We start from the raw sequence: 12,620 nt of genomic DNA on the forward strand, positions 1-12,620 counted from the left end.
CCGGGCAATGCGAAAGGCAAAAAAAGATCGCAGCCTGCGGCAGCTCCTACACGGGTTAATGTGATCCCTGTAGGAGCTGCCGCAGGCTGCGATCTTTTGATCTGCTGCTTTCTACCGCCGGCGTTTTTCCAGCGAATACACAAAGGGTGCAACGATTTCGATGGAGCCATTGGTCAACATGTCGGGCGGTGGCTTGGGCAGCGGTTGAGCGCGGCGGATCATTTCCAGGGTGGCCCGGTCCAGATCGGCAGTGCCCGAGGCGCCTACCAGCTCGAACGACAACACATTGCCTTCGGCATCCACGACGAAACGCAGACGGTTCATGCCTTCCTTGCCCCGCGCCTGGGCACTTGCAGGGTACTTCTTGTACTTCTGCAGGTGTGCCAACAGCGTGCCTTGCCAGCTGGCCTTGGCCGCCATTTGAGCAGGCGACGGACCCGGCGCAGGCTGGGCTGATTTCTCCGTCGGTGCCTGGGTCTGCTGGGTTTCGGCCGGTTTTTCTTCGGCCGGTTTTTCCTTCGGCGGCTCGGGTTTCTTCTCTACCGGCTTGGGCGGTTGCGGCTTCGGCTTGGGTTTGACCGGCTTGGGCACGGCAATTTCAGCTTTCGGCGCTTCAGCGAGCTTGGGTATCGGCAATTCTTCAACCGGAGCCGGTGGCTGCGGCGGAGTGACGACCTTCGGCGGAGCAGGCGGTGGCGGGGCAGGAACCGGCGCCAGTTCGACCATCATTGCCTGGGGGGGCAATTCAATGGGCGGGCGGGCGGACCAGTTCAGCGCCAGCGCGATGGCCAGCGCGTGAACACCCAGCACCACGGCCAGGCTACCGCTGTAACGCGTCAGCTTATGGCGCGTCGTGATCATTTCTTGGCTGCCGTCTCGAGTCCGACCAGACCTACCTTCAGGTAACCGGCAGAGCGCAGGTTGTCCATCACGCTCATCAGGTCGCCGTAATCCACGCCTTTGTCGGCCTGGAAGAAGATTGTCGTGTCTTTCTTGCCCTGGGTCCTGGCGTCGAGGGTGGCACCGAGTGCTTCGGCCTTCACTTCGTCTTCACCGAGGAACAGGCGCTGGTCAGCCTTGACGCTGAGGAACACCGGTTTCTCTGGCCGCGGCGCCGGTTTGGCGGTGGACGCAGGCAGGTCGACCTTGATGTCCACGGTGGCCAGCGGGGCCGCCACCATGAAGATGATCAACAGCACCAACATCACGTCGATGAACGGCGTTACGTTGATTTCGTGGTTTTCGGACAGATCGTCGTCTGCCCCTTCTTTCAAATGCAGGCCCATGGCCGATTACCCCACTTTCACCATGTGCGGTTGCGAGCTGCGCTCAGGCTGGTGGTCGAGGTCGCGGCTGACCAGCAGCAGGACCTGTGCCGACGCGTCGGACACCTGAGCCTTGTAACCGGCGATGGAGCGGGCAAAGACGTTGTAGATCACGACCGCCGGGATCGCTGCAACCAGGCCCAGCGCGGTAGCCAGCAGGGCTTCGGCGATGCCGGGGGCGACGACGGCAAGGTTGGTGGTCTGGGTCTTGGCGATGCCGATGAAGCTGTTCATGATGCCCCATACGGTGCCGAACAGGCCGACAAACGGGGCGGTGGAACCGATGGTGGCCAGCACGCCGGTGCCGCTGCTCATGTTGCGACCGCAGGCCGCGACCAGGCGCTCAAGACGGAAGCTGACGCGTTCCTTGATGCCTTCTTTCTCACGGCTGTTGACCGACAGGCGCATCTCTTCGAGAGCATCATGTACCAGCAGGTTGGCCAGGGTGCCTTCCTTCGCCGCGGTAGCGCTGGCTTCCTTGAGGGAGGCGGATTTTTTCAGTTGGGCGATTTCACCGCGCAGACGACGCTTGGCACCCATCAGCTCAAGCCCCTTGGCGATCCAGATAGTCCAGGTGATGATCGAGGCGATGGCCAGGCCGATCATCACGATTTTCACGATGATGTCGGCATTCTTGTACATGCCCCATGGCGACAGGTCGTGGGCCATGCCCAGGGTGTTGTCGGCTTCGAGGACTTCAGGGACGTCTTCACCCAGTGTTTCTGCCGGTGCGGCCAGGGCCGGATCGGTCGCAACCGGAGCTACGGCCGGGGCGGCGTGATCGGCCGGAGCCGGCGCGGTGGTGGCAGGTGTGGCTGGCGCCTGGGCATCGGCGAAAGCGGCGACTGGCGCGAGCATCAGGCTGAGGAGCAGGGCGGCCACTGCGCTCCAGGCGCGAGGTCGTTTGGTTGGCGAAGCGGAGAATTGATTGCGTGTCATGCTGGCCGGACCTGAGAGAAAAAACGGGTGATGTTCTTCCAGGCCTCGAAGGCCGAGAACAAAAGTGGGGAGGCATTATTGCAATTAATTCTTGTTAACAAAAGTAATAGCGTCTCTTTTTTTCCTGCATTGCTAGCCGCCTGTCTATTGCCGGCGCTAGTCTGTGGCTTTGCGATGGGAGTTTTCTGATGTCTGCGCCTACTGTTTTGATCGCCGGCTGCGGTGATGTCGGCAGCCGCCTGGCTACACAATTGCTGGCGGCGGGGTGGGAGGTCCATGGCCTTCGACGCGACGTTTCACGCCTGCCCAAGGGCGTCATCGGCGTGGCCGGTGACCTGTTCAACAAAGACTGCCCGGACACTTGGCCAATCGGCGCCGTGGATTACCTGGTGTATTGCGCGGCGGCCACCGATCACGACGAAGCCGGTTACCGCGCTGCGTATGTCCAGGGCCTGGAGCATGTGCTGGAGTGGCTGGACGACTACGGGCAGGTGCCCAACCGCCTGTTGTTCGTGTCCAGCAGCAGTGTCTACGGTCAGCAGAACGGCGAATGGGTCGACGAGGCCTCACCGGCCGTGGCGGCGGGCTATTCCGGGCGTGTGATGCTCGAAGCCGAGCAACTTGCCCTCAAAAGCGGCATTCCGGCGAGCATCGTGCGTCTGACCGGCATTTATGGTCCGGGCCGTGAGTGGCTGCTGACACAGGTTCGTCGGGGGTATCGCGTGGTAACCGATCCGCCGTTGTATGCCAATCGGATTCATGCCGACGACGCCGCGGGATTGATGGCATGCCTGCTTGAGGCGGATCGGCGTGGCGTAGCGCTGGATGATGTCTACATCGGCGTCGATGACGCGCCGGCAGCGCTGGCGGATGTGGTGGGCTGGTTGCGTGAGTATCTGGGTGTGACCGAGTGGGCCGATGACGACAGCGTGCGTCGCACCGGCAGCAAACGCTGCAGCAATGCACGGGCAAAAGCGTTGGGCTGGACGCCGAAGTACCCGAGTTTCCGCGAGGGGTATGCGGCGATTCTTGAGGGGCGCTGCTGATAGCAAAAGATCGCAGCCTGCGGCAGCTCCTACAGGTGTACATATAACCTTTGTAGGAGCTGCCGAAGGCTGCGATCTTTTCAGGGATTTATTGCTTTTCCAGCAGCCACTTGCGCTCACCCGGGGTGAACGAGGGCATCTCGTCCGCCTGCGCCGTGTTCACGGTCTGGAAAATCTCCAGCTCCTTGCCCTTGCGTGCAAAGATCCAGGCGTTGCCCTGGCCATTGAGTTGCAGCCACATGTTGTCATTGCCGCCACTCATGGATGCGCAATCGCCGGCCAGGCACAACGCATAGCGGTCGCTGCCTGGCAGGCCGGTCACCTGGCCGTCGGCCTGGAATTGAACCGTGTTGCCTTCGCCCGGGCCGTTCACGATTGTCCAGCCGCCGCCCATGTAGGCGGAATACAGCGCACGTTCGAAGCTGGCGCCCATGGGTGCGCCATCCGGTACCTGGATCTGTACGCGGTCGAAGACTTGCTCGGGCTCGTTGTCGCTTGCGGACTGGCTCAGTTGCTTGCCGTCACGCTTCAGCTCACTGGCCGAGCTGCCATAAAAGTCGACTTTCCAGGCGCCGGACTGTTCACCCAGCAGCTTGCCGTCGACATTTTCAAAACCGTTGGTGTAGCGGGCCTGACCGGCCTTGGTGTTGATGTCCCATTCCAGGTTCGGGCCATAGGCCTGGAGCGCTTCACGCAGGGGGACGCCTTTGGCGGCAGCATCGATCGCCACCTGGTTGATCCAGGTGCCGCTGATGTCGCGGTCGGCAGGGTTGCTGGCACATCCGCCCAGGAACAGGGCGAGCAGCGAGAGAGCAAGCGCGTTGCGCATGGGTGGAATCCTTTCAAGCATTCTTTTACAGCAGAGCAGTCGGCGCAGCCCGTGGCTGCGCCGTACGCTTTACTCGATGACCAGGATGGCATCCATTTCAACCTGCGAACCCTTTGGCAGGGCTGCTACGCCGATGGCGGCGCGGGCAGGGTAAGGCTGGTCGAAGTACTTGCCCATGATCTCGTTGACCTTGGCGAAGTGGCTCAGGTCGGTGAGGAAGATGTTCAGCTTGACGATGTCCTTGAACGAACCGCCAGCAGCTTCAGCCACGGCCTTGAGGTTCTCGAACACCTGGACGGTCTGGGCTTCGAAGCCTTCGACCAGTTCCATGGTTTTTGGGTCCAGGGGAATCTGACCCGACATGTAAACGGTGTTGCCAGCCTTGATCGCCTGGGAGTAAGTACCGATGGCGGCCGGGGCCTTGTCGCTGGTGATAACAGTCTTGGTCATTGATGACTCCTTGTAATGAGGTGGCTACGTTTGCGAGCTATGCACGCATGCGGGTGATGCGAATCACCCCGGTCAGGGCGCGCAGTTTCTTGATCACGCGGGCCAGGTGCACACGGTCGTGTACGCTGACCACCAACTGGACCACGCTGATGCGACCATCGCGTTCGTCCATGCTGATTTTCTCGATGTTGCCGTCGGCGGCGTTGACGCTGCTGGCCAACAGGGCGATCAGGCCGCGCTGGTGTTCCAGCTCGACGCGCAGTTCGACGTTGAATTCGCCGGTGACATCCTTGGCCCACGAGAGCTGGATGCATTTTTCCGGGTTGTGGCGGATTTCGCTGATGTTGCGGCAGTTGTCCAGGTGCACGACCATGCCTTTGCCGGCGGACAGGTGGCCGACAATCGGGTCGCCCGGGATCGGCGTGCAGCACTTGGCGTAGCTGAGCACCAGGCCTTCGGTTCCGCGAATCGCCAGCGGGCCTTCTGCACTTGGCAACTGTTCGCCTTCGCCCAGCAACCGGCGGGCCACCACATAGGCCATGCGATTGCCCAGGCCGATGTCTTCGAGCAAATCTTCGATCAGTTCCAGGCGGTACTCGACGAGCATGGCCTTGACGCGTTCGGCCGGGATTTTCTCCAGCGAGCTGTCGAAGCCGTTGAGGACCTTGTTCAGCAGGCGCTCGCCGAGGCTGATGGATTCGGAGCGGCGTTGCAGTTTCAGGGCATGGCGAATGTGCGTGCGCGCCTTGCCGGTGACCACGAAGTTGAGCCAGGCCGGGTTCGGCCGCGCGCCGGGAGCGCTGACGATCTCGACCGTGGAGCCGCTTTGCAGCGGTTCGGACAGCGGCGCGAGACGACGATTGATACGGCAGGCAATGCAGCTGTTGCCCACGTCGGTGTGAACCGCGTAAGCGAAGTCGACCGCCGTGGAGCCCTTGGGCAGTTCCATGATCCGGCCTTTGGGCGTGAACACGTAGACCTCGTCCGGGAACAGGTCGATCTTCACGCTTTCGATGAATTCCAGCGAGTTGCCGGCGCGTTGCTGCATCTCCAGCACGCCCTTGACCCACTGGCGGGCGCGGGCATGGGTGCCTTTGGGCTGCTCGTCGCCGCTGGATTTGTACAGCCAATGGGCGGCGATGCCGTTGTTGGCCATCTCTTCCATTTCACGGGTGCGGATCTGGATCTCGATCGGAACACCGTGCATGCCGAACAGCGTGGTGTGCAGCGACTGATAGCCGTTGGCCTTGGGGATCGCGATGTAATCCTTGAAACGCCCTGGCAGTGGTTTATATAAGTTATGTACAGCACCCAGCACGCGGTAGCAGGTATCGACCTTGTCGACGATGATCCGGAACGCGTAGACGTCCATGATCTCGTTGAAGGCCCGACGCTTGCCGCGCATTTTCTTGTAGATGCCGTAGAGGTGTTTCTGGCGACCGCTGACCTCGCCCTGGATGCCATCGATGGCCAGGCAGTGGCTTAAGGATTCTTCGATCTTGTTGACGATTTCCTTGCGGTTGCCCCGGGCGCGTTTGACCGCCTGGTAGATCCGCGCGGAACGCATCGGGTGCATGGCCTTGAAGCCAAGGTCTTCGAACTCTATGCGGATGGCGTGCATGCCCAGCCGGTTGGCGATGGGTGCATAGATTTCCAGGGTTTCCTTGGCGATGCGCCGGCGTTTTTCGCCGGACAGCACTTCCAGCGTGCGCATGTTGTGCAGGCGGTCGGCCAGCTTGACCAGGATCACGCGAATGTCGCGGGCCATGGCCATGGCCATTTTCTGGAAGTTTTCGGCTTGGGCTTCGGCCTTGGTCTCGAAGTTCATCTGGGTCAGTTTGCTGACCCCGTCGACCAGTTCGGCCACGGTTTCACCGAACTGCGCTTGCAGCGCTTCCTTGGCAATACCGGTGTCTTCGATCACGTCATGCAGCATCGCGGCCATCAGGCTCTGATGGTCCATGTGCATGTCGGCAAGAATATTCGCAACCGCGAGTGGGTGCGTGACGTACGCCTCGCCGCTACGGCGGCGTTGGCCGTCGTGGGCTTGCTCGGCGTAGAAATACGCTCGGCGGACCAGGTTGACCTGGTCCTTGCCGAGGTAGGCCGATAAGCGATCGGCGAGGGCGTCTATGCTCGGCATGATGTCTCCTGCCGTAAGCTTTTATCCCGCGCCGTGCTACGTCGACCAGGCATAGGCTTAGACGGCCTCGTTGGACTCGTCCTCGAATGCAGCAAAAAGCGGTTCATCTTCAACGATTTCGGCTTCGGCGATAGCTGCGTAGTCGATCAGGCCTTCAGCGATTTCACGCAGGGCGACGACGGTAGGCTTGTCGTTTTCCCATGCTACTTTCGGCTCTTTGCCGCCGGTGGCCAGTTGACGGGCACGCTTGGTAGAGAGCATGACCAGCTCAAAGCGGTTATCCACGTGTTCTAGGCAGTCTTCAACGGTTACGCGGGCCATGGTCTTCCTCGTAGCAAATGCAATATGCGCGCTGCCCGGATGGGCGAGCGGACTCGACAGTTTAAAAAATCACCAGCGTTTAGGGAAGCGCTGATTTTTTGACCAAGCCCTTCAACGCGCTGCAAGTGCCAATGTAAAGCCCTTGCAGCGGTTTTGGGAAGAGCTGATTAACCGAGCAATTCGGCCAGCAATTTGCCGTGACGCTGCTGCTGACGCTTCTGAATCAGCTGATTGGCGCGGAAAATCGCCTTCAGGTCGTGCAGTGCGTGGGCGAAATCGTCGTTGATGATCAGGTAATCGTAGTCGACGTAATGGCTCATTTCGCTGACGGCTTCGCGCATCCGGCCGTCAATGACTTCGTCACTGTCCTGGCCGCGATTGGTCAGGCGCTGGTGCAGGGCCTGCAATGACGGCGGCAGAATGAAGATCGAACGGGCCTGAGGCATCAGCTTGCGCACTTGCTCGGCACCTTGCCAGTCGATTTCCAGAATCAGGTCGTGGCCTTCGTCCAGGGTCTGCTGCAGGTGGCTTTGCGAAGTGCCGTAGAGATTGCCGAACACTTCAGCACGCTCGAGGAAATCCCCGTGTTCGATCATCTTCACGAACTCGCTGCGGTCGACGAAGTGATAGTTCACGCCATTCACTTCACCGGGGCGCATGGCGCGGGTAGTGTGGGAGACCGAGACGCGGATCTCCGGATTTGCATCGGTCAGGGCCTTGACCAGGCTGCTCTTGCCCGCACCCGAAGGGGCGGAAATGATGTACAGGGTGCCGGTGCTGTGTGTCATGTCGGGGGTAGCCTTACTCAATGTTCTGCACTTGTTCGCGCATCTGCTCGATCAACACCTTGAGGTTGACCGCAGCCTGGGTGCTGCGCGGGTCGAAGGCTTTGGAGCCCAGTGTATTGGCTTCGCGGTTGAGTTCCTGCATCAGGAAGTCCAGGCGCCGACCGGCGGCACCGCCGGATTTGAGCACCCGGCGAACTTCGATGATGTGAGTGCTCAGGCGATCCAGTTCTTCGGCGACGTCGCTTTTTTGCGCGAGCATGACCATTTCCTGCTCCAGGCGCTGCGGATCCATCTCGGCCTTCATGTCGGCGAAGCGGTCGAGGACTTTCTGGCGCTGGGTGGCGAGCATTTGCGGGACCAGTTCGCGCAAGGTCACCACGTCTTCCTCGATGGAGCTCAGGCGCTCGTTGATCAGCCGCGCCAGCTCCGCGCCTTCGCGTTCGCGGCCGGCTTTCAGTTCCTTGAGGCCCTGGTTGAACAGCGCCAACGCTTCGGCGTTCAAGGCTTGCGGGTCGGTGGCGTCGCCTACCAGGACGCCGGGCCAGGCCAGGACTTCCAGCGGGTTCAGCGCTGCCGGGTTCTTGATCAGGCTGGCGATGGTCTCGGCGGCGGCGACCAGTTGCGCGGCGCGCTCCTGATCGATTTGCAGCGACTTGCCGGTATTTTCTTCGGTGAAGCGCAGGGTGCATTCGAGCTTGCCCCGCGATACTCCCTGGCGCAGGGCTTCACGAACAGCGCCCTCGAGGTCGCGAAAGGATTCCGGCAGGCGCAGGTGGGGTTCCAGGTAGCGGCTGTTGACCGAGCGCAGTTCCCAGCTCAGGGTGCCCTGAACGCCGGCTTTCTCGACGCGGGCGAAGGCGGTCATGCTGTGCACCATGGAGGTACCTCGCAGGCAGATCGGCACAGAACCGAGGTTCCGGGAATCCGATATCAATGAATTAAAGCCGACTGGCAGCAAAGGCGCAGGATTGTAGCGCAGTGGCGCGGATGCGCCCAAACACACAGTGTGACAAAGAGCGGCAGGCCTGCACCGACGCGCGGTGCAGAGCCCTCGGTCGTCGGCGGAATTTTTTAGAAGTGCCCAGTGGCGGCCGTCGGCTCTATAATGCTCCGCAGTTTTCCGTCCCCAGTACAGGTACTCCCTATGATACGTCCAAGTGGTCGCGCTGCCGATCAGCTCCGCTCGATCCGCATCACCCGCAACTACACCAAACACGCCGAGGGTTCTGTGCTGGTCGAGTTCGGCGATACCAAGGTCATTTGTACCGTCAGCGTTGAACCGGGCGTACCGCGTTTCCTGAAGGGCCAGGGCCAGGGCTGGCTGACCGCCGAGTACGGCATGCTGCCGCGCGCTACCGGCGAGCGTAACCAGCGTGAAGCCAGCCGTGGCAAGCAAGGCGGCCGCACCCTGGAAATCCAGCGTCTGATCGGCCGCTCCCTGCGCGCTGCGCTGGACATGTCCAAGCTCGGTGACGTCACCCTGTACGTCGACTGTGACGTGATCCAGGCTGATGGCGGCACCCGCACCGCGTCGATCACCGGTTCCATGGTTGCGCTGATCGATGCCTTGAAAGTGATCAAGAAGCGTGGCGGCCTGAAGGGCGGTGACCCGATCAAGCAGATGATCGCTGCGGTTTCCGTGGGCATGTACAAGGGTGAGCCTGTGCTTGACCTCGATTATCTGGAAGACTCGGCCGCCGAGACCGACCTGAACGTGGTGATGACCAGTGCTGGCGGTTTCATCGAAGTCCAGGGCACTGCCGAAGGCGCGCCGTTCCAGCCTGAAGAGCTGAACGCGATGCTTGAGTTGGCGAAGAAAGGCATGAACGAGATCTTCGAATTGCAAAAGGCCGCACTGGCCGACTGACTGGAATGCCCCAGACAAGGAGGACACCATGAGTGACGAGCAACTGCCGCTGCCTACGCCGAGCCAAGAGGTGCGTCAGTGGGCCATGTTTTGCCACTTGTCCGCCTTGCTGGGGATCTGGATTCCGTTCGGCACGATCATAGGCCCGCTGATTCTCTGGCAGATGAAGCGCGAGATGGACCCGTTCATCGACGCTCAGGGCAAGGAAGCTCTGAACTTTCAGTTAACCGTGGCGATCGCCTCGGCTATCTGCTTCCTGCTGATGCTGGTGATTATCGGGTTCTTCCTGTTTGGCCTGATCGCGATCGGTGCGCTGGTGCTGACGATCATTGCCGGGGTGAAGGCCAATGAGGGGCAGCCTTATCGCTACCCGTTCACATGGCGGTTGATCAAGTAAGCCCAGGACGCTGATGCTGCTTTAAGCGCAGTTCAATACAAATGCCCCGACATGTTGGGGCATTTGTTTTTTTGCAATCAGATTAATCTCTAATGTTGCGAAATTGTTCGATCGCTATTCAATCGACGTCCACTAGTGTAAGTAATATTTCTTACACGTTTAGTCACAAACTGTAAGCCTCAGTACGGCTTGCAGGCTTGGCAATGGGACTTGGCGGTTGATAAGGTTGCTCCAAGTAATATTCATCAAGAAATATTTCGATATATTCGGACCATTGACGGCTTCTGAATCCAATACCAATCAGTGTTGAGATCCTCAACCTGTTCAAAAGGCGTGCCCAGGTAAAAAGTTCGCCACTGAATATATAAACAAGAATACCCAGAATGCTTCAGCTTGATTTTTACGGAACACTTGTCGCTGCCTCTTTAGTGCTTTTGCTGGGGCGCGCGCTTGTCTCTCGTGTCGGTTTTTTACGCACTTATAATATCCCTGAGCCTGTAGCCGGCGGCCTGGTGGTTGCCTTGGCTCTTCTCGCCTTGAGAACCCTCGATATTGAAGTTCGCTTTGATACTTCGCTCCAAACGCCCTTGATGCTGGCGTTTTTTGCCACCATCGGTTTGAGTGCAGACTTCGCCAGCCTGAAGAAGGGCGGGCGCGTCGTGGGGATCTTTCTGCTGGCGGTTGTCGGACTTCTGGTGATCCAGAATGCGATGGGCATCGGGCTTGCCACGGCGTTGGGACTCGACCCCTTGATGGGCTTGCTGACAGGCTCGATCACCTTGGCAGGCGGCCACGGTACAGGTGCTGCATGGGGGGCGACGTTCAGCGAGAAGTTCGGTCTGGCCTCTGCCTCTGAACTGGCCATGGCCTCAGCAACGTTTGGCCTGGTGCTGGGCGGCTTGATTGGTGGGCCTGTTGCCCGCCTGCTCATCAGTCGTGTCCAGACACCCGGCTGCGAGCAGGAAAAGCCACGGCTGCCCAAGGGCTTTGAACAACCGAACAAAGAACGCTCGATCACGTCGTTTTCGCTAGTCGAGACACTGGCTTTGATTGCTGTCAGCCTGCTGGCGGGCTCACTCCTGAATGGGTGGCTTCAGGGAACCGCATTTGAGTTGCCGACGTTTGTTTGCGTGTTGTTCGTGGGCGTGCTTTTACGCAACGGGCTTTCGGCGCTTGGCGTGTATCAGGTGTTTGAGCGAGAAGTTTCCGTGCTGGGGAATGTCAGCTTGTCGCTGTTTTTGGCAATCGCTCTGATGTCGCTCAAGTTGTGGGATCTGGCTGCACTGGCGTTGCCGATCTTTATCATCCTGGCTGCGCAAACGTTGGTCATGGCTCTGTTTGCGATTGTTGTGACATTCAGGATGATGGGCAGTAACTACGACGCGGCTGTATTGGCGGCAGGGCATTGCGGTTTTGGACTGGGTGCCACGCCAACGGCCATCGCCAATATGCAAGCGGTGACACAGCGCTATGGGCCTTCTCAGATAGCGTTCCTGGTGGTGCCAATGGTGGGCGCTTTCTTCATCGACATCATTAATGTCATCGTGATCAAGTTGTACCTTGCACTGCCGTTTTTCGCCGCGGTTTGAGGTTCAGGTCGCTGGGAGCCTCTGAATAGAGCGCATAAAAATGCCCGTATCTTGCGATACGGGCATTTTTTCGACCGTCTATCAGACTGCTCAGTGAAAAATCACTTAGATCGTCAGCGTCCAGTCGTAGTCCACGATCAGCGGCGCGTGTTGTGAGAACCGCGGCTGGCGTGGCAGGCGTGCGCTGCGTACAAAGCGGCGCAGGCCCGGCGTCAGCAGCTGGTAGTCGAAGCGCCAACCGAGGTTGAGCATCTCCGCCTGTTCGTTGTCCGGCCACCAGCTGTACTGGTCGCCTTCACGGCTGACTTCACGCAGGGCGTCGACATAACCCATGTTGCCGACAATCTCGTCCATCCAGGCACGTTCAGGTGCCAGGAAGCCCGGAGATTGCTGGCTGTCACGCCAGTTCTTGATATCCAGCTTCTGTTGCGCCACGTACAGCGAGCCACAATAAATGTACTCGCGGCGTTTGCGTCGCTGTTTATCCAGATAACGGGCGAAGTCGTCCATTAGCTTGAACTTCTGGTTCAAGTCTTCATCGCCGTTCTGCCCCGAAGGGAGCAGCAAGGTCGCGATGCTGACCTTGTCGAAATCGGCTTGCAGGTAGCGCCCGTAGCGGTCGGCCGTCTCGAAACCGAGACCGCTGATGACAGCCTTCGGTTGCAGCCGCGAATACAAAGCCACGCCACCTTGGGCGGGAACTTCGGCATCGCAGGCATAAAGGAAGTATCCATCCAGTTGGAAGGCTGGATCGTCCAGTTCAAAGGCGGAGGCGCGGGTGTCCTGCAGGCAGATGACGTCGGCATTCTGTGCCTGCAGCCAACTGAGCAAACCACGCTCGACTGCAGCCTGAATACCATTGACGTTCACACTGATGATCCGCATAAATGGCCCCAAAAATCGCGTGCGTGTATGATACACGGCGT

General features: G+C 59.7%; 14 protein-coding genes. 4 read left to right on the plus strand and 10 right to left on the minus strand.

Annotation, left to right across the window (positions count from 1 at the left end; genetic code table 11):
• Nucleotides 1-111 precede the first annotated feature (111 nt).
• Genes ASD95_RS01065 through exbB form a run of 3 tightly spaced genes read right to left on the minus strand, consistent with a single transcriptional unit; the run spans nucleotide 112 to nucleotide 2,264 of the window.
• Nucleotides 112-861, minus strand: coding sequence for an energy transducer TonB family protein (locus ASD95_RS01065; protein ID WP_056726845.1), 750 nt, complete (start codon nucleotides 859-861; stop codon nucleotides 112-114).
• Entirely contained in the window at nucleotides 858-1,286 is a 429-nt protein-coding gene (gene exbD / locus ASD95_RS01070; protein ID WP_007975187.1) for a TonB system transport protein ExbD, read from the minus strand. Before exbD ends, ASD95_RS01065 begins: the two co-directional genes overlap by 4 nt.
• 6 nt (nucleotides 1,287-1,292) lie before the next feature.
• On the minus strand, nucleotides 1,293-2,264 hold the full coding sequence (exbB, locus tag ASD95_RS01075) for a tonB-system energizer ExbB (RefSeq protein WP_056726846.1): 972 nt from the start codon (nucleotides 2,262-2,264) through the stop codon (nucleotides 1,293-1,295).
• A gap of 188 nt (nucleotides 2,265-2,452) precedes the next feature.
• On the opposite strand from exbB, the gene ASD95_RS01080 reads away from it, so the two are divergent.
• The gene (locus ASD95_RS01080) at nucleotides 2,453-3,310 is read left to right on the plus strand and encodes an SDR family oxidoreductase (protein WP_056726847.1); all 858 of its coding nucleotides are present in this window, start codon (nucleotides 2,453-2,455) and stop codon (nucleotides 3,308-3,310) included.
• Between the two features lie 88 nt (nucleotides 3,311-3,398).
• On the opposite strand, the gene ASD95_RS01085 is transcribed toward ASD95_RS01080, so the two are convergent.
• From ASD95_RS01085 to ASD95_RS01110, 6 genes are all read right to left on the minus strand, one after another.
• On the minus strand, nucleotides 3,399-4,139 hold the full coding sequence (locus ASD95_RS01085; RefSeq protein WP_056726848.1) for a hypothetical protein: 741 nt from the start codon (nucleotides 4,137-4,139) through the stop codon (nucleotides 3,399-3,401).
• A 69-nt stretch (nucleotides 4,140-4,208) separates the two neighbouring features.
• Nucleotides 4,209-4,589 (minus strand): RidA family protein, encoded by a 381-nt coding sequence (locus tag ASD95_RS01090; protein ID WP_003229509.1) that lies wholly within the window; start codon nucleotides 4,587-4,589, stop codon nucleotides 4,209-4,211.
• Nucleotides 4,590-4,626: 37 nt separating this feature from the next.
• Nucleotides 4,627-6,732, minus strand: coding sequence for a bifunctional GTP diphosphokinase/guanosine-3',5'-bis pyrophosphate 3'-pyrophosphohydrolase (gene spoT, locus ASD95_RS01095; RefSeq protein ID WP_056726849.1), 2,106 nt, complete (start codon nucleotides 6,730-6,732; stop codon nucleotides 4,627-4,629).
• A gap of 57 nt (nucleotides 6,733-6,789) precedes the next feature.
• Complete coding sequence (gene rpoZ, locus ASD95_RS01100; RefSeq protein WP_007921129.1) at nucleotides 6,790-7,053, minus strand: DNA-directed RNA polymerase subunit omega; 264 nt, start codon at nucleotides 7,051-7,053, stop codon at nucleotides 6,790-6,792.
• 167 nt (nucleotides 7,054-7,220) lie between these two features.
• Nucleotides 7,221-7,841 (minus strand): guanylate kinase, encoded by a 621-nt coding sequence (gene gmk / locus ASD95_RS01105; protein WP_046038947.1) that lies wholly within the window; start codon nucleotides 7,839-7,841, stop codon nucleotides 7,221-7,223.
• Between the two features lie 13 nt (nucleotides 7,842-7,854).
• Entirely contained in the window at nucleotides 7,855-8,718 is an 864-nt protein-coding gene (locus tag ASD95_RS01110) for a YicC/YloC family endoribonuclease (RefSeq protein WP_056727032.1), read from the minus strand.
• A 267-nt stretch (nucleotides 8,719-8,985) separates the two neighbouring features.
• Between ASD95_RS01110 and rph the strand changes: the two genes are divergently transcribed.
• The 3 genes from rph to gltS all read left to right on the plus strand — a co-directional run bounded on the left by rph (nucleotide 8,986) and on the right by gltS (nucleotide 11,694).
• Nucleotides 8,986-9,708 carry a ribonuclease PH gene (rph, locus tag ASD95_RS01115; protein WP_056726850.1) on the plus strand — a complete coding sequence of 241 codons (723 nt, stop codon included), beginning with the start codon at nucleotides 8,986-8,988 and terminating at the stop codon, nucleotides 9,706-9,708.
• Between the two features lie 28 nt (nucleotides 9,709-9,736).
• Nucleotides 9,737-10,105: a DUF4870 domain-containing protein gene (locus ASD95_RS01120; RefSeq protein ID WP_056726851.1), complete on the plus strand. Its 369-nt coding sequence runs from the start codon at nucleotides 9,737-9,739 to the stop codon at nucleotides 10,103-10,105.
• Nucleotides 10,106-10,488: 383 nt separating this feature from the next.
• Nucleotides 10,489-11,694, plus strand: a complete 1,206-nt coding sequence (gene gltS, locus ASD95_RS01125) for a sodium/glutamate symporter (protein WP_056726852.1) — start codon at nucleotides 10,489-10,491, stop codon at nucleotides 11,692-11,694.
• Nucleotides 11,695-11,799: 105 nt separating this feature from the next.
• Here the strand turns inward: gltS and ASD95_RS01130 are convergent, their stop codons facing one another.
• Nucleotides 11,800-12,579, minus strand: coding sequence for an exodeoxyribonuclease III (locus ASD95_RS01130; RefSeq protein WP_003176915.1), 780 nt, complete (start codon nucleotides 12,577-12,579; stop codon nucleotides 11,800-11,802).
• Nucleotides 12,580-12,620: the final 41 nt, after the last annotated feature.

It is taken from the genome of Pseudomonas sp. Root71, assembly GCF_001429045.1.
Taxonomy (GTDB): Bacteria; Pseudomonadota; Gammaproteobacteria; order Pseudomonadales; family Pseudomonadaceae; genus Aquipseudomonas; species Aquipseudomonas monachiensis.

Coding starts and splice junctions, on each gene's coding strand:
- ASD95_RS01065 (WP_056726845.1), bottom strand. CDS start 861: ATGATCACGACGCGCCATAAGCTGACGCGTTACAGCGGTAGCCTGGCC.
- ASD95_RS01080 (WP_056726847.1), top strand. CDS start 2,453: ATGTCTGCGCCTACTGTTTTGATCGCCGGCTGCGGTGATGTCGGCAGC.
- spoT (WP_056726849.1), bottom strand. CDS start 6,732: ATGCCGAGCATAGACGCCCTCGCCGATCGCTTATCGGCCTACCTCGGC.
- ASD95_RS01085 (WP_056726848.1), bottom strand. CDS start 4,139: ATGCGCAACGCGCTTGCTCTCTCGCTGCTCGCCCTGTTCCTGGGCGGA.
- ASD95_RS01130 (WP_003176915.1), bottom strand. CDS start 12,579: ATGCGGATCATCAGTGTGAACGTCAATGGTATTCAGGCTGCAGTCGAG.
- ASD95_RS01110 (WP_056727032.1), bottom strand. CDS start 8,718: ATGGTGCACAGCATGACCGCCTTCGCCCGCGTCGAGAAAGCCGGCGTT.
- gltS (WP_056726852.1), top strand. CDS start 10,489: ATGCTTCAGCTTGATTTTTACGGAACACTTGTCGCTGCCTCTTTAGTG.
- ASD95_RS01090 (WP_003229509.1), bottom strand. CDS start 4,589: ATGACCAAGACTGTTATCACCAGCGACAAGGCCCCGGCCGCCATCGGT.
- rpoZ (WP_007921129.1), bottom strand. CDS start 7,053: ATGGCCCGCGTAACCGTTGAAGACTGCCTAGAACACGTGGATAACCGC.
- exbD (WP_007975187.1), bottom strand. CDS start 1,286: ATGGGCCTGCATTTGAAAGAAGGGGCAGACGACGATCTGTCCGAAAAC.
- exbB (WP_056726846.1), bottom strand. CDS start 2,264: ATGACACGCAATCAATTCTCCGCTTCGCCAACCAAACGACCTCGCGCC.
- rph (WP_056726850.1), top strand. CDS start 8,986: ATGATACGTCCAAGTGGTCGCGCTGCCGATCAGCTCCGCTCGATCCGC.
- gmk (WP_046038947.1), bottom strand. CDS start 7,841: ATGACACACAGCACCGGCACCCTGTACATCATTTCCGCCCCTTCGGGT.
- ASD95_RS01120 (WP_056726851.1), top strand. CDS start 9,737: ATGAGTGACGAGCAACTGCCGCTGCCTACGCCGAGCCAAGAGGTGCGT.